The sequence below is a fragment of the Streptomyces sp. NPDC001568 genome (genome assembly GCF_042893755.1).
Classification (GTDB): domain Bacteria; phylum Actinomycetota; class Actinomycetes; order Streptomycetales; family Streptomycetaceae; genus Streptomyces.
This window is the reverse complement of the sequence record NZ_JBIAVF010000020.1, coordinates 141,405-157,054: the sequence shown is the minus strand read 5'-3', so window position 1 is coordinate 157,054 and position 15,650 is coordinate 141,405. Positions and strand designations below refer to the sequence as shown.

At 66.3% G+C, this 15,650-nt stretch carries 15 protein-coding genes and 1 pseudogene; 6 read left to right on the top strand and 10 right to left on the bottom strand.

Annotated elements, in window-relative coordinates:
* Positions 1–276 precede the first annotated feature (276 nt).
* On the bottom strand, positions 277–543 hold the full coding sequence (locus tag ACFY0I_RS31905; protein WP_388902253.1) for a hypothetical protein: 267 nt from the start codon (positions 541–543) through the stop codon (positions 277–279).
* A gap of 263 nt (positions 544–806) precedes the next feature.
* Between ACFY0I_RS31905 and ACFY0I_RS31900 the strand changes: the two genes are divergently transcribed.
* Positions 807–1,337, top strand: a complete 531-nt coding sequence (locus tag ACFY0I_RS31900) for a hypothetical protein (RefSeq protein WP_388902251.1) — start codon at positions 807–809, stop codon at positions 1,335–1,337.
* Here the strand turns inward: ACFY0I_RS31900 and ACFY0I_RS31895 are convergent.
* From ACFY0I_RS31895 to ACFY0I_RS31885, 3 genes and pseudogenes are all read right to left on the bottom strand, one after another.
* Positions 1,327–1,545, bottom strand: a pseudogene (locus ACFY0I_RS31895) (IS110 family transposase); the annotation flags it as partial. The gene ACFY0I_RS31900 and the pseudogene ACFY0I_RS31895 overlap by 11 nt on opposite strands.
* Positions 1,529–1,678 (bottom strand): hypothetical protein, encoded by a 150-nt coding sequence (locus ACFY0I_RS31890; protein ID WP_388902249.1) that lies wholly within the window; start codon positions 1,676–1,678, stop codon positions 1,529–1,531. The pseudogene ACFY0I_RS31895 and the gene ACFY0I_RS31890, both read right to left, overlap by 17 nt.
* A gap of 428 nt (positions 1,679–2,106) precedes the next feature.
* A complete protein-coding gene (locus ACFY0I_RS31885) occupies positions 2,107–2,547 on the bottom strand; it encodes a hypothetical protein (protein ID WP_388902247.1) in 441 nt (146 codons plus the stop codon).
* A gap of 334 nt (positions 2,548–2,881) precedes the next feature.
* On the opposite strand from ACFY0I_RS31885, the gene ACFY0I_RS31880 reads away from it, so the two are divergent.
* The 5 genes from ACFY0I_RS31880 to ACFY0I_RS31860 all read left to right on the top strand — a co-directional run bounded on the left by ACFY0I_RS31880 (position 2,882) and on the right by ACFY0I_RS31860 (position 10,757).
* Positions 2,882–4,066 (top strand): ABC-three component system protein, encoded by a 1,185-nt coding sequence (locus ACFY0I_RS31880; protein WP_388902246.1) that lies wholly within the window; start codon positions 2,882–2,884, stop codon positions 4,064–4,066.
* A complete protein-coding gene (locus ACFY0I_RS31875) occupies positions 4,059–4,535 on the top strand; it encodes a three component ABC system middle component (protein WP_388902244.1) in 477 nt (158 codons plus the stop codon). The genes ACFY0I_RS31880 and ACFY0I_RS31875 overlap by 8 nt, the downstream gene beginning before the upstream one ends.
* Before the next feature lie 4 nt (positions 4,536–4,539).
* Positions 4,540–6,504, top strand: coding sequence for a DUF3732 domain-containing protein (locus ACFY0I_RS31870; protein ID WP_388902242.1), 1,965 nt, complete (start codon positions 4,540–4,542; stop codon positions 6,502–6,504).
* Between the two features lie 244 nt (positions 6,505–6,748).
* Entirely contained in the window at positions 6,749–7,276 is a 528-nt protein-coding gene (locus tag ACFY0I_RS31865; protein WP_388902240.1) for a helicase associated domain-containing protein, read from the top strand.
* 163 nt (positions 7,277–7,439) lie between these two features.
* Positions 7,440–10,757 (top strand): hypothetical protein, encoded by a 3,318-nt coding sequence (locus ACFY0I_RS31860; protein WP_388902238.1) that lies wholly within the window; start codon positions 7,440–7,442, stop codon positions 10,755–10,757.
* Between the two features lie 410 nt (positions 10,758–11,167).
* On the opposite strand, the gene ACFY0I_RS31855 is transcribed toward ACFY0I_RS31860, so the two are convergent.
* The 6 genes from ACFY0I_RS31855 to ACFY0I_RS31830 form a co-directional block, all read right to left on the bottom strand.
* Complete coding sequence (locus ACFY0I_RS31855) at positions 11,168–11,869, bottom strand: hypothetical protein (RefSeq protein ID WP_388902236.1); 702 nt, start codon at positions 11,867–11,869, stop codon at positions 11,168–11,170.
* Positions 11,870–12,034: 165 nt separating this feature from the next.
* Complete coding sequence (locus ACFY0I_RS31850; RefSeq protein WP_388902234.1) at positions 12,035–12,460, bottom strand: NUDIX hydrolase; 426 nt, start codon at positions 12,458–12,460, stop codon at positions 12,035–12,037.
* A 22-nt stretch (positions 12,461–12,482) separates the two neighbouring features.
* A complete protein-coding gene (locus ACFY0I_RS31845) occupies positions 12,483–13,274 on the bottom strand; it encodes an STM4013/SEN3800 family hydrolase (RefSeq protein WP_388902232.1) in 792 nt (263 codons plus the stop codon).
* 2 nt (positions 13,275–13,276) lie between these two features.
* Positions 13,277–13,774 carry a hypothetical protein gene (locus ACFY0I_RS31840; RefSeq protein ID WP_388902231.1) on the bottom strand — a complete coding sequence of 166 codons (498 nt, stop codon included), beginning with the start codon at positions 13,772–13,774 and terminating at the stop codon, positions 13,277–13,279.
* The gene (locus ACFY0I_RS31835) at positions 13,767–14,414 is read right to left on the bottom strand and encodes a dTMP kinase (protein ID WP_388902229.1); all 648 of its coding nucleotides are present in this window, start codon (positions 14,412–14,414) and stop codon (positions 13,767–13,769) included. Before ACFY0I_RS31835 ends, ACFY0I_RS31840 begins: the two co-directional genes overlap by 8 nt.
* Positions 14,411–15,436 (bottom strand): radical SAM protein, encoded by a 1,026-nt coding sequence (locus tag ACFY0I_RS31830; protein ID WP_388902227.1) that lies wholly within the window; start codon positions 15,434–15,436, stop codon positions 14,411–14,413. The genes ACFY0I_RS31835 and ACFY0I_RS31830 overlap by 4 nt, the downstream gene beginning before the upstream one ends.
* Between the last annotated feature and the right edge of the window lie 214 nt (positions 15,437–15,650).

Here is a 15,650-nt window from a genome sequence, read left to right as displayed (position 1 = left end):
ACACCAACCCCGAGAACCAGAGAACCCACCAACACCCACGACGAACCCAACACCCAGAAACCAACAACCAATCAACTACCTACAAGCACCTACAAAGAGAAAGTCCGGAAAGTCACCGGCCACAGAACGGCACCTGAGCAGCCACAACGCGGAACCTCCCCGAAGTCGGCTTCCCCCCATGCCTCCCCCTCTAGGTTCCCCCTCCATTTCCCCCTCTAGGTTCCCCTCATGGTTCCCCCGATGTTTCCCCCTCCGTCGAGGGAGGGGCCGGGGGGGTCAGGCCGTGTCGCCGCGCCACCGGAACGGGCCGCCGGCGTCATCGTCGTCGGGCGCGTAGTCGGCGCGGCCGCCCGGCCCGTACAGGCCGAGATCGGCGATCAGGAGCGCACCTCCCGCCCGATCCGCCACCGTCCAGCCGGTCACGTCGAGCAACAGGCCATCGAGCGGGCCGCCCACCAGTTCGGCGTAGTCATGCCCGGCCGTCGGCCCCGCCGGCTCCCCCGGCTCCCACCCGTACACCCGCGGCTCCGTCTCACGTTCCATCCCGCCACGCTCCCACCTCGGCCTGTTCCAGTGGGGCCCGTTGCGAACACGGGGCCGGGACTGGTTCCTGAGCGACTCCGCGGACGCGGGGGATGCGGACGGGTCCGCCGCCGGGCTGGCCGCCCCGGCCGGTCCCACCGGATCAACCTCTTTGTCCGGCTGACGCGTACAAAGACACCTCATGCGGCTAAGCCGTCAAGCGGAGCCCGGTCCCCGTCGGAAATCAGGTACTCGCTGCGGACACAGCCTGGGAGGCTGTGCGGGTGACTGAGACGACCCCTTACGACGCCGACCGTGCCCGATTCACCCGCCAGGCGCTGGCACGCCTAGTCCTCTGCGACCACGTCGTGGACGTAGCTGATAGCGCGAGGGGACTGGTCGCCACCGAGAACGACCCTGACACCGGTCCCGGGGGTCGGGTCAGCCAAGCGTTCCAGCTCATCGAACTCGCTCAACGCGCATTGGCCTCGGCCGTGATCTACGAACGCGAACGGGGCAGCTCCTGGTCGGAGATCGCCCAGTACTTGGGGATCGACGCCGCGGAAGCGGGCGCTCGTTTCGCCGCAGACCTGGACGGCTGGGACAAAGCCTTCGACGCTCCCTACCGCCTCGACGAAACCGGCCGCAAGCGCATACCGCAGCTGCCGACGGCGGCGTACGACCCCTCATGGGCCTGCTACCAGCTCGACCGCTGGGCCTACCTCCAGCGCCTTGGGATCGATCAGCACCAGGCCGTAAGTTCCGGTCTGGTCATGGCCGCCCCGGAGGAGGAGTCCTCGTCAGTCACGCCGTAGCGGCGTCCACTGGAAAGGCGATCACTTCGTCGAAGGGGATACGAGTCTGGAGGCAGTGGTGGAGCTGGCCGAGCATGCGGTTGAAAAGGTGCCGCAGGGCTTGTGCATGCCAGTCTCCGTGCTCCCGTCGCTTCCGGTAGTGCGCGTTGGCGCCCTTCGAGTGGGTGAGGGTGGAGAAGGCCCATAGGGTGTCAGGTGTCAGGACCCGGGGCCGCCCCGGGAGCACTCGGGTAGTCGTCCTGTTCGGTGTAGCGGGCCGCGGTGATGCGGGCATCGGCCTCCTTGGCGAAAGCGTCCTGGAGGCGGCGCAGTCGGTCGGCCGTGCGATCGACGGCTTCCACGTCGGTGCGCGACGCCTTCAGCGCGCGCAGTGCCTTCGGGTCGATCCCCCACCGTGGCCGGCCACGAGCTCTCGGTCGTGGTCCTTGGGGTGGGCCGGGAACGCGAGCAGCTTCTCGGGCATCGGCGCCTGCGGGTGGCTGAAGACGTCGTGCGCGTCCCCGGGCGGTGGCGGTGGTGCGTAGCTTCTCCCGCATCCACCGCACCGGTGAGTGGCATGGGGAGCTCCTGGTCGACCGCGCCCACGGGCTTCTGGATTCGGGAACTCACCGGTGTGAAGACGAGGACTAACACCAGCGGCCTCCCGAAACGGGCGTCTCGGGAAGCCGCTGGTGCGAGCCGACACTGTGCGGGTGTCCGGGAGATGTGCTGACCACGACGGAGATCTCGAACTTCTACGGCTCACGCGCGACCTGTCCCGCGCACACGGTCAGAGGCGTGCCAGGACTCGCTGCAGATCATCTCGGTTGAACGTGTGGCCGGAGGCGAGGAGAGTTCGGGCGTAGGCGTCCAGAGCAGAGATCAGCTCCTCCGAGAACCCCACTGCTGCGGGAAGGTCCCAGGCATCGGCAAGCGCCTTGTCGAGATCGCTCGGGTCCACCGGCGGCCGGTGGGCGTAGATCTCCCACGGCGGGACGACGTTCAACCTGCCTCGCTCGGAGCGGGGGACTTTGCGCTTTCCCGCTCGCTCCAGAGCTCGCAGCACCGCCAGTTCCGATGCGGCTGTCATGTCCTGTGCCATCGCCATCGCCGTCCGGTCCATCCCCTCAGATGCAGTGACAGCGGCCTTCCCGTCGGACGCCTCTGTCCTGGTCGATACCGGCACGACGCTAAGCGCCGGGCGAGAGGAGCCGAATAGGATCTGCAGCACTTCAACTCAAACGAGTGGACACGCAGCCCCGACCTGAGGGACGTCGAGGCGATGAAATGGGCGGGCATCGCGTGGGCCAGCTCCGGCCACCGGAGGAGGCGCGGCGTTGCAGCGCCTCGAAGGAGAGACGGTCTCCCGACCACACCCCGCCTTCGCCGTCGCGGACCCAGCTGTGCGGCAGCAACGTCGCCACGGTGATGGGTCGATTCCGTAACCGCCCCTCAGCGACAGCAGCCACTTCGAGTACACATAGGACGACATCTAACGTGCGTAACTATGTTCGATTAGTGTGGTGTTCTGGACAGATCAACATCGGAATCGGGAGACTGAGGGCATGGCGTCCTCCGCACATGAGGCATCGGCGTCCGCTATGGGTTATCTCTTCCAGGCGCAGTTCGCGCTGCTCGAACTGCTGCGCGGGCGAGAGGACCGGCCTGACGGGGCGATCAGCCTGGAACTCCACGACGATGTCGCGTGGGAACAGGACGGACGGCCCATTGATCTGCTGCAGGTCAAGCATCACATCCGCGGCGTACGCACTCTCGGTGACAAGGACGACGACGTCTGGCGGACCATCAAGTCGTGGATGGACACCCATGCCCCCGGCGACGAGAACGGCCCTGCACTGACCCTTGTCACCACCCAGCAGGCGCGCCCAGGGACTGCTATGGCCGCGCTCAAGGCGCCGGCTCCGGAGGCCGCCGAGGCGCTGAAGCTGCTGACCGCCGCGGCTGAGGAGTCGACGGCCGCGGGGACCGCGGACGCACGGGCCGCGTTCTTGGAACTCCAGCCCGCGCAGCGCGCCATCTTCGTCCAACGGATGCGGGTCATCGACGGCACCCCGTCCATCGACGACCTCGACGCGCAGGTTCGAGTGAAACTCAGGCCCGCGCTCCCCGACGGGCACACCGACTCCTTCATGAAGCAGCTGTGGGCATGGTGGTATGAGCAGACCGTGGACATGCTGCAGAAGCGGCACACCAGCGTCTCCGTGACCCGGGTGATGCAGCGCATCAGCCGCATCCGAGACGACTACACCTCCGACAGGCTGCCCACGCTCGTGGGGCGTGAGGACTTCCCGGCAGAGGCCGAGGCCGAGCTTTCGGAGGCGGCTTTCGTCCACCAGTTGCGGTGGGTAGGCGCTGGCCGCCATTTGAACAAGGCGATGGTGGACTACTACCGCGCCTACACCCAGACGGTGGCCTGGCTCGAAGATGACCTGGTCGACCTCGACGAGCTGGCCCGGTTCGAAGACGACCTCTCCGACGAGTGGCAGCGGGAGTTCGAGTGGATGCTCGATGAACTGGGCGATGACGCGTGCGATCGTGCCCAGGAACAGGCCGGCAGGGCACTGCTTCGCAAGACCCTGGACCAGACCCGCGTCCGGATCCGTGAGGCGTACGACGAGGCGTTCTTCTCCCGCGGCAAGCACCATGAGTTGGCCGACCTCGGTCGGATCGGATGGCATCCCGGCTTCGAGGAACGGGTGAAGAATTTAATCAGGGCCGCGCGTGCCTAGCTGGGCGCGGAGGCCGCAGGCCAGCGCCGCCTTCCTCAACCCTGCCCTCATAGCCGCCATCGCCGCCACCGCGGCACGCGACTACGAGCGGGAGGCCTCCGGCAGGCTGATGCCGTGGCCCATGGTCTTCGTCCTGGCCCCGCTGGTTCTTCACCGGCCCACACGGCGGGCATTGCCTACCTCTACGCGCACCCACCTGACGAATTGGGTGGCAGAACACCCAGCACTCGTCGCCAGCCTTGCGCCACGCGGCGCCTCCCTGGCACCCGCGGTACGAGAGGGCTTGCGCTTCGGTCTCCGTCACCAGATGCTCGCGATCGAACAAGGCTGCCTCAAAGGCACACTGGCGCGGTCTCGGGCCGGAGGTGAGCTCGCCGATCTCATCAAGGCCGCTTCGCTGATAGGCCGCTGGACAGCCAAGTCAGAAAACCCTTCGACCGTTTTTGCGCTGTTAGGCGTGAGACCCTGAGCGGGTGCAGATCCGGTCGATCATCCTCTACAGCAAGAGCGGCGAGAAGCGCGTCCTGGACTTCCGGCTCGGCGAACTCAACATCGTCACCGGCACCTCCGAGACAGGAAAAAGCGCACTGCTCGACATCGTCGACTACTGCCTCGGCAGAGACGAGGCCACTCTCCCGGTCAGCCCGATCTTCACCACCGTCGCCTGGTACGCCGTCATCCTACAGTTGGCCGACACCCGCGTCCTTGCCGCACGGCCGGCACCTGGTCCGACGGCCAAGTCCGTCACCAACGCCATGTTCGAGGTCGGCAGTGACCTTGGTGTCCCGCAGCTGGCGGACCTGCGCATCAACACCGACTCCGCCCAGCTGCGCCAGCAGATCGGACGCCGGATCGGCATCGGAGACACCCGCAGTGAGCCCGCGGCCAGCAGTCTGGCCGCCCCGCTCAGCGCCAATCTCGGTCACGCCGTCATGCTCTGTCTGCAGAACCAGGACGAGGTCGCGTCCAAGAGGATCCTGTTCCACCGCCAGAACGAAAACAAGATCCCTGAAAGCCTGAAGGCCACGATCCCGTACTTCCTCGGCGCGGTCCCGGAAGACCAGGCAGCACTCCAGCAGCAGCTCCTCCAAGCCAAACGAGCCCTGCGCAGCGCGGAGAACCGCCTCAAAGCCGCCCAAGAAGCAAACCAGAACGTGGAATCACAGCTGCAGTCCCTCCTGGGCGAAGCCCGCGTACACGGACTCCTGGCCAACGACGCCTTCAGCAGCCCGGACAGGGACGTAGTCATCGAGGCACTGCAGCAGGCCTCCTCCTTCCGGCCGGCCCGGCGCGACGGAGACGAGGAGCAGCGCCGACAGGAGCTTGTCCTGGGCGAGCAGTCCGCGGCTCTGCGCCGCCAGCTGCGTTCCCTGGCTGAAGAGCGCCAGCTCCTGAACGACCTGGAGTCCCAGGCCGCCGGCTACAGCGGAGCCGTCACCCGTGGCATGTCACGCCTGTCCGCACTCAACCTCGTCCCCGACCACTTCCCCGGAGAACACAGCTGCCCCCTGTGCGGAAACGAGCTTGCCGAGCCCGACCCCACCGTCGGCGACATGCACACCACACTCGAAGAGCTCCGCAGCCAGCTCGACACGGTCCAAGCAGTCCAACCCCGGCGCGAGCAGGCCCTGCGCGAGATCGAGCAGACCACAATGGGTCTCCGTGAACAGCTTCGCGGCATCGAAGGCGCCCTCAGCGTCATCGCCGAACAGCGCTCCGAGCAGGCCGGCCTCCTCGGGCAAGCTGAGGCCCAGGCCTACACCCGCGGCAGGATCAGCGCCTACCTGGGCCAGATCAGCACCACAACCGGCCGTGGACACCTTCAGCGACTGCAAGCAGACGTCGACATCGCGCAGCAACGTGTCCAAGGACTCGAAGCCCAGCTTGACAGCGAAGCCATCGACGACAAGCTCACCCACAGTCTCGGCTACATCAGCGGCAAGATGAGCAGCCACGCCAAATTCCTGAGACTCGAGCACGGCGACGGACTGGTCCGCCTGAACCTGAAGAAGCTCACCGTCGTCACCGACACCCCGAACGGCATCACCGAACTGCTCCGCATCGGCAGTGGCAAGAACCATGTCGGCTACCACCTGGCCGCCCATCTCGCCCTCCACCAGTACTTCACCGCGAACAGCCGGCCAGTACCCCGCTTCCTCATGCTCGACCAGCCGACCCAGCCCTACTACCCCTCCGACATGGCCAAAGCACGAGGACGACTGGAAGACATCGCCCTCGACGAAGACCGCGTGACAGTCACCGGACTCTTCAAGCTCATGCACCAAGTCGTCACCGAGCTCGCCCCCAAGTTCCAGATCATCGTCAGCGACCACGCCGACCTGCCACACCCCTGGTACCAGGACTCCGTCCGCTACAACTGGCGCGGCGGCGAAAAACTCATCCCCACTACCTGGCTCGACACCAATCCCGCCCCCTAACCCCCGCCACCACATACCGGGGATCAGTGAAGCTGCGCAGTACTCAACCAACCTGCACAGCAGGGCTCCGCGCTCAGGACTACACAGGTCAAGCAACTGATGTGCCCGGACGCTGCGCAAAATCAGTGAGCCAGCACAGTCGCTGGACCGCTCAAAATGCACCCGCCACCCCGAACAACAACGCCTCCTCACCCAGACGGGCATCAATGCTGCGGCGGCCGCCACCCGCCCCAGGAGACGCAACATGAGGGCCGACGCCGAAGAAGCCCTCTCCCAAGCCCGCTCCTACACCGCCGAACACGGACACCTCGCCGGAGTCAGCGCGACCACCCTTCACCACGGGTACCCGCCGGGCCGATGGCTCGCCGGACAACGAAGCCAGCAACAGCGCAGAGTCCTCTCCCCCGAACGGCAACAGGCCCTCGCCGCCGTCGATCCCTTGTGGTGCCCGCCCTGGAACATGAAATGGCAACGCAGCTACCACCGGGCCCGCGACGCCGCAACCAGCCGGCCTCTCTGTCCCGACATCGGCTTCCGTGACCTCGGCGACTCCCCCACCGAGCGATGGCTTCGGCGCCAGTGCAGCATGTTTGACGAGCTCCACGACGGACAGCAACGACTCCTCTCCGATGTCGGCATCACCGCCGAGATGGCCCGCACGGCCCGGGAACACGCGCGTACCGTCCCAGAAAGCAGCGGATGGTGTCCCGACCCCGGGAACGAGTGGCAGCATGGTCGCTTCGGAGCATGCACGGGGGGCTGCGCGGCGTGAGCCACAATCCCTCACACTGCCTCAGCACAGCGGCAGCTGTGATGTAGTGGCCGATGGGGAGGTCTCAGTGGATGGTGTAGAACCCAATGAGTTGGCTGCTGCAGGTTACATCTCACTGTCGCCGGCAGAGCTGGACAGGCGAGTGCGACCAGCTTCATTGCCCTTGCCTGTACAGAACCCCAAGCGGCTGCCCTTGACGGAGCTGGATCCAGAGGCATTCGAATGGTTGATCACCGAGATCGTGAGCCGACAAGACAACAGGGGCGTTCAGTTCTACGGGCGCAGTGGGCAGGAGCAGCATGGGCTCGACATTGTCGCGCGTGAGCCCGACGGACGTCGGTCGCTATACCAGGTGAAGCGGTACCAGGAGCTCACCGTTCCCCGGATCAAGAGCGCGATCAAGGACTATGCCATCGCCCCCCGCCCCCGGGGGCACCGTGCGCCACCGCGGCTTTTCGACCCGTATCGCTTCGTGCTGGTGACTGCAGCACCGTTCGACTTCGATACCGGTTTGGTGAACGCGGTGACGGACCTTCAGGACGCTTATGCCGGAGACCTGGAGATCGAATGCTGGGGCGCGGAGGCTGTGGGCCGAAAGCTCCGGGATGCCACCAACCTCGTTGTAGCGGTGTTCGGCGAAGCGTGGGCGAAAGCCTGGTGCGGCTTCGTGCCCGCACCGAACGACGCGGCCGCACCGCGGCCGTTGGGACTGGTGAACGGTCCTGTAGCCGTGCTCGGCTTGCAGTCTCTGGAGGACGAGGCCCGGCTAGTGGAAAAGGAGGACCCCGCTCAAGCTGCACAGCTGTACGGCAAACTGGCCGAGGCACTGAAGAAGGGCAACTTCCCGGGGCACGCGGCGCAGGTGCGTGCCCTGCAGGCGAACATGGCCAGCGCGGCGGGCGATGCGGGACAGGCGTTCGACCTGCTCTTCGAGCTACAGCTGGACGAGGTCCTCAAGCGCAGTTCTTCGCACTCCTCGGGCGCGCTGAAAGCGTTGGCTTCCCAGACCGGCCAGCCGCGAACCGCACGGTGGACAGTCCTTGAGTGCGTGGCCGCCTGGTACGAGCAAGGAAGCCGCCTAACTAAAACTGTGCCCGCGCTTCGCCAGCTCACCGGCACAGCAGACCGGTATGCCGGACTGCTGTGCTGTCTCGTACTGGAGCAAGCTCTAGTCGACGGACTGTACGACAGTCCCACTCGCTCGCTTGTAGTTGATTCCGAAGAGGCTCCCCCAGCGCTGCTGAACGAGCTGCGTACGCTGGCTGGGGGCGCAGAGAGCCACGACGTCTTCATCCGAGGCCGCCTAGCCTGTGGAGTGGCGGATGCGTCCTTGCGCTTGGATTCCTCGTCTGAGGCCGTGGAATCCGCCTACAGTGGGCTGGTGAGCGCTGCGGGCGCTGGCCGATACCAGCAAGCCCGTGGACTGATCACCTCACGTGCGGCTCATGCGTTTGCCCTGCGTGGTGCCCCTGACCGTGCTGAGGAACTGTGGCACCAGTCTGTTCTCGCCAGCAGCGAGGACGGTTGGTTCGGGGATGCACGATTCGCGCTCCGGGCGTCGCGACGGCTGGCAAACGACAGGGGCAGATTCGTGCTCGGCCTTGCTGCGATCACTCAGGCCCTACCGAACCGGAAGAGACTTCTGGCTGGCCCCTTCGACCCGGCTCTGACGGCCTATGAAGCGGCACACCGTGAGAAGCTGCCTGACGCTTTCGGTGACACCCGGCGATATTTGTGGGAGTCGCGCCTGCAGGGCGCATGGCAGGAAGAACTGCTGGCAATGGAGCTCTTCGGCGATGTCCTGGCCGCTGGCGGACATCCGGCCGAGGCGGTGGAGGCCTACCTGCGTTGCGGCGCTGCCAAGAAGGCTGCTCAGCTCGCCGGGGAAATGCAGGAGCTGGTCGAAGTCGGTTTCTGGCTGCGGTCGCCGGTTCGGCGTTGCGTGGCGGCGGCCGTCCAAGTGGTTGAGGCACAGGAAGCGCTCATCGGCAGTGCGGACGCGGACGCGACGGTGACTTCCCTGGTGGAGGTGGCGAAGGGCCTGTGGAGATCCCCGGCGGTGCGCCCGCACCCGGAACTCGACGCGCTCAAGGCGATCAGGTCGTTCTCCTTCCGACTCCCCGACTCAGCGGTGGGCACCGTGCTGGCCCTCCTGTCACCTGCGATCAGCCAGGAAACGCGCTACAACGGGGAAGCGGCTGAGCTCTTGGTCAACATGCTCCACTCCGTTGAAAACCGCCGGGACGACATCGCGCAGGCGCTGATGAGCATGATGCAGTTGCCCAACCAGCATGATCTCTGGGACGTCGTCGGGCAGCTACCTGAAGACGGGCGACCGGCTCTCGTGTCTGGCGTGGAGCAGCGTGCTACAGCGCAGATTCCCGAAGCAATTGATGTGCTCAATGCTTGGCGCCCTACGGCGGAGCAGGCACAACGGCGAAGCCGTTCGGCATGCGCGGCACTGCTTCGTGAACCGGTCGGAGTACCCAAATCAGTGACGCACCTCGGCACGCGAGAGGGGGCAACAGTCCGCCTCCTGCTGGGGCTGCTGGCCTGCCCGCAGGCCGACCTCGTGGACGTGCCGGCCAGCAGCCTTAGCCCGGAACGGACAGCTTCAGCGGGAGAAATCCTCGTAGAGCACCACACCGCCACAGCCCAGCAAACCCGACACGCTGAGAGCTTCGGCAGTCACACGCCGGACGTGAGGGCGGACAGTGCCGAGGCTAGTAGCCCTGACGAAGCGGCCTTGCTCTCAGCAGGCCCGCCCACCGAACTGGCCGTAGCGGTGGCCCTGCATCTGACTTCGATGGTCGAAGACCATCACGATTCCGCTGACTCCCGCAACAGCCGAGTCCTGGCGCTGCGGCCGCTCCTCGATCAGCTTCCCACTACGCCCGCTGAGGAGATCGCGCACCGGCTGCTTGCAGTCAACCACGCACCCCAGCTGTCAGAGATGGATCAATGGGAGATCGGCTCTAACGTACCGCTCAGCCGCGCTCGATTCCGTTCCGGAGCGGAGAGCTTCGCGGGCAACGCCCTGCGTGTCGCGGCCGAGGCGTGGGCTGCTTCAAGGAAGACAGATGCTGAGCTGACGCACAAGGATCTGCATCTCGCGCAGGCGGTCGTAGGCGAGGCCTTGCCCCTCCTGCAGGATGCAGAACAACAGCGCCGCATCCGAGGAGCACGCTGCATCAGTGCCCTTGCTCAAGGAGCATCGCAGTTTGCCCCCTATGCGGTCGGACTCACCCTGCACAGCTGCAAGTACGTGCGGGCGATCGGCGTCCACCACCTGCCGCGCACCGATCCGCTTCTGACCACCTTGGCGAGGGATGCTGCGCCCTGGGTACGAGCCGCTGTCGCCCAACGAGCCGAAGACCTCCCGCAAAGTATCTTGGATGCCCTGAGTGCCGACCCACACCTCGGAGTGCGCCGGACTCTCGCCGCAGCACTAGCTCCAACGGGGACGCCTACCTCAACGTAGTCTCCAGCTGCTCTCAACAGCCGACTGCAGGCCAGCACATACCCACAATCAGAGAAAGTGACCAGCACTCAGGCAACATGGTCACAACTGGTCAACGAGCCTGATATCTGACAAGCCCACAGCTCAAACGGCCGCTACAACCCACCAAACGATCGCTTCCCGCTGCACGCCCCCACGAATAAATCAGACGCTCGAACTGATAAGCCGAGCTCAGCCCACCCACGAACCGATCACAAAAACCGATCCTGGACATCACCGCCCTCGCCAAGCTCGGCATCGACTGGGCGTGACACTGGGCCGTGGGTGGTGTTGGCCCAGTTCAAGCGAGTATTACGAAGGCCCCCGGGTCGGTCTCGGGGGCCTTCCTGTCGCTTGCCGACCTCACCCGGCATCAGGGGCGGCGTCTCGTCCTACCAGCCCGTCAGCGCGCTGCGGTCGGGGCCATCGATCCGGTCTACTCGAATGTCGCCCTCGGGGGTCAGCACGTGGGGCTGATGGGCTCCCATGTCAGCAAGAAGATCGGCGACGAGAGAGTAGGCCGTACTGACGGCCTCGCGCTTATCCGCGATCAGCGCTGCTAGGTTCGCCGTGGTCTGCGCAGGGGTCCGGGAGATTGGCCCTACGGGACCGTGCTGGAAGGCGCTCTCGGACACAACGAGGCGCAGCGGGATGAGGTCGTCGTCGAAGCGATGGAGCGCTGCGGAGAGCATGAGGTCGCCAGCCCCGCCGATTTCCGCGGCCCAGGCGGCGGCGGTTTGCACCTGGGCTACGAGTTCAAGCTCGAGTTCGCGCTGGTCCAGCTGCTTGGGGTCTCTCGATTCGCGCGGGTTCCCTTTGATGTTGAGGTGAGGGAGGTCGAAGGCGACGTAGTGGGCGGGCATGCGGGCGGCCGGGGCGGTGAGGGCGCGGGCGGCGGCACGGCGCTGCAAGCCCTCGAACGACAACCTGCCCTCCTCCAGGTCCCACACGACCACTTCACCATCGAGGACCAGGCCGTGCGGGAGTCGCTCGGCCGCCGTGATGAGATCGGGGAACGCGTCCTGGATCAGGGAGCCGCGGCGGGTCTGGAGCAGTACCCGGGCCTCGGGGCCGTCGGGGGTGAAGACGAGCATCCGGTGACCGTCGGACTCCTGTCCGAGAGAGGCCCGTCGTCGACAACGGTTCCCACCCGCACCGTCCCACGCCCCGGCCGCCGCCAGCTCTTGGTCTCGATCGGCTTTGCGCGGCTCCGACGGCCGCGCGCTTCACGGCCTCCTCCGCACTCCTTCCCGACTGTGTTACGCGCGGCCTGCCAGCATGAGCGCCAGGGGGCCGGCGGGGAGAAGGAACTGTCCCTCCGCAGCGGCCTGGATGGCGTCTTGCATCGGCCACCAGGACAGCTTGAAGTCCGCCTCAGACGGTTCGAGCTGCTGGGCACCCAGGGTGAGGTCGTGAGCCTCGAAGAGGTGAACGCGCGCCGGACTCCCGAGGGTGATGGCGTACGAACCGAGGCTCCTCCAGGATTCCGCGGTGACTCCCGCTTCCTCCTGGAGTTCCCGACGAGCGCACTCCTCGGGGGTCTCGTCCCCTTCGACCCGTCCTCCGGGGAGGAACAGGTACTCGCCGCCGTGGCGGGGGAACTCGGCGTTCAGAATTGCAACAAGGCCGTCCTGGTCCACGGCCACGATGACGGCCGCGTCCGGGGTGTTGTCCGTGTGGTCCATATCGATTGAGAGTAGACCTGATTCACCGAGTGAATGCCGCGAACGGAACATTCATCACCTCGGGGCGGGCAGTTCCCCTCCCCCAGAAACCGTCCTCTCCGAACGAGTCGCCGTGGTCGGCGCAGAGGATGATCAGCCATCGCTGATTCTGCGTGAGCGTGGTGATCAGCCGCCCCAGGTGTTCGTCGGCGTAGGCAAGTGCTGCGGCCTGCGAGAGGGCACTGTCCGTGCTCTCACCGAGGTAATGCGCGTGGGGGACGTGCGTGGCCGACACGTTGACGAAGAGGAAGAGCGGGCGACCCGCGTGGCCTTCCGCGACACTGAGGGCCTGGTCGACCTGATGCCGGGTGGAGTCCGGTTCCGGCGAGCAGAACTCGGGGCGCCAGTGGTCTTCATCGAACATCGCGGGGAGCACCCCGCCGAGCGGCGTTTCCCGGGAGAAGTAGGTGACGCCCCCGATGCACACGGTTTGGTACCCGTACTGACCAAGGCCGGCCAGCAGGTTCGGGGCGTCGAAGACGAAGGTCTCGGGCGGCACCTTCTTGAAGGCTGGCGGGCGGCACTCCCAGAGCCGTGTCGGCTGCTCCGGCTGCGGGAGCTTGGGCAGGAAGCCGGAGAAGTAGGCCGTGTGGGCCGGGAGGGTGAACGATCCCGGGGTCTGGCGCAGCTCCCATCCGCCTTCGGGGAGAAGGCCGGCCAGGGCCGGGGTCAGACCTTCGTCCAGGGCGGTGCGGGCTACGTCGTACCGGAGGGAGTCCAAGGTGACGAAGAGGATGTTCGTCTCCGTGTGGATGATCTCCGCCGCGTTGATCACTTTCACCTCCACATCACACCCGGGTAGGGCTCGATGGTGCCTCGGGCGTGCTCGTTGACCGGGATGGGCACCTGGTCCTCGCTGATCATCCGTCGGATCAGGACAAGGCCGGACCTGTCCTTGATCGGGCTCCCGTCCTTCGCGTACAGGGTGATCGTGACGACCTGGGCGCCGTTGTCCTGGGCGTCCGTCTTCACGCGGATGCCGGGGATGCCGTCCTGGGCGGCCATGGCCGCCAGCAACTCGTCTTCGGTTGCGATGCCGTGGTCGAAGACCCGACAGGCGTAGTGCCTGGCGTTGATGGCTCCCCTGCACAGCCGGTCGAAGAACTCGCTGCTGGTTTCGTGTCCGTCGTGGGCGACGACGAGCTGAGTGGCCCGGGTCACGACGACGAAGCAGGAAGCGATCCACCAGGCGACCCCGGAGTGGATCTCCTCGGGGAAGCGGCCGGATGCCCCGCCGTCGCGGATGACCGTGTCGACGTCAATGGGGTTAAGCACGGATCGTCTCCATGTGCGCTGTGACCGCGTGCACGAGGTCGTTCGGGGTGAGCCCGTCCGTTTCGAGCATGACGGCGGTGGGGTCGTCGGCGGCGACGGCCTCGAAGCTGTCCACGAGGCTCTTGAAGCGGCCGGGGATGCCGAAGAGGTCGGCGTCGTCCTGCTTGTAGTCCGGCTTCTGTTCCAGGCGGCTCCGGAGGGTCTCCTCCGAGCAGCGCAGGTAGAACGTCACGTCCGGCACCACCAGGTAGGGCCTGAACGGGAAGAGCAGCCGGTCTACCTCGGAGGTCGTGGCGCCATGGATGGCGGCCTGGCAGGCAACGACCGAGGAGGTGTAGCGGTCCGCGATCACGGGGCCGATGGTGAGGGCCTGGCGGGCGCGGTCGGAGACGTGAAGCAATCCCGACAGGTAGAAGGCCAACTGGGGCAGCGGCATGAGGGTGCCGGCTTCCCGCGACCACTCGTTGTGCGGTGAGGCCAGCGTGTGTATCACGCACCCGTTCCACCTGCGGGACAGCAGCTTGCCCAGAGTGGACTTGCCGAAGCCCGAGGGCGATTCGAGGGCGATGAACACCTCGGCGCGGTCCTCGTCGTAGGTGATGGGCTCGAAGGCTCCGGGGAGCTGGCTGGAGTCGATCACAGGGTTCCCTCCGTGAAAGCGGTGACGTGCTTGGCCACGACTTCGGCCAGGTACTCCGGGTCGGTCAGGTGGTCCCTGAGGTCCAGCCGGAGGTCGTCTCGCAGCAGGCAGGGCTGGAGGCCCCCGCCGTGGTCGATGCGCAGCGACCAGAAGCCCTCCACGCACTGCTTCCGCACGGGGCAGGTTCCGCACTGGCCAACGTGGTGACGTCCCAGGTCTCGGTGGATGACGTCGATCTTGATGCCGTCCACGTTGAATACGCGGCGCCCCTGGCCGACGCCGGCCTCTTCGATCCGCTCGTCCGTTGTGAGGGTGCGCAGGTGCCTGATCACGTCGTCTGCGGCGACTGCGGTATCGGCGAGCCCCTCGTTGAAGTCGGTGTTCACGAGTTCGATGAATTGGACTGGCATCCGGCGGTTGAGCGCGAAGTCGAGGATGCCTCGGACCTCGTGGGCGTTCGTCGTGAGGAGGAGGCAGTTCAGCCCGACCTCCTTGAAGACCTCCCGGGCGGCCTCGATGCCGTCGAGGACGAGGGCGATCTCGAAGCGGGTCTGCGCGATGGTCCGGAAGGTCTCGTCGGAGAAGTAGTGGAGGGAGACCTTGACCTTGTCCAGCCGGGTCTTGGTGAGCCACGCCTGAGCCCTGCGCACATGAGTGCCGTTGGTGATCAGCGTGTACGAGCCGTCCGGGCCGAGCGGAGGCAGCCCGGACAGCACCGGACGGGCCATCGGGGATGTGAGGGGTTCGCCGCCGGTGAAGTAGAAGCGGTCCATGCCCCTGTCTGCCAGGGCCCCGATGATCGTCAGGTAGTCCGAGGCCGCCAGCTCGCGGGAGCGCGGCTGCTTCGTGCGGTCCTTCTTCGTGAGCGGGGGCGGCGTGTCGCCCTCGTTGTGGCAGAAGAGACAGGCCAGGTCGCACCTGGGTGTGAGGGAGATCCGGGTCTGCCCTCGAAGGGCATTGAAGTTCCGCAGGGCAGTCCAGTCGACTACCGGTGGGTCGTAAGGGGAGAGCGTGATCGTCACAGCAACCTCCGCACTTGTGGCTTGCCCGCCCGTTTGGGGCGGGAGTCGGTGGGGCCCGGCTACTCGGGAGCGACCACACATGCAGCCGGGCCCAGCTCCCTTACTGGCTCGGGGGAAAGGCCAGAAGCTCTCGGGAGCGCGTCCCGCGCGGGTAACGGCTGATCGCCGCGCGGGAGATCTAGGGGTTCTTGATCCAGGAGGCACACAGGAGGAC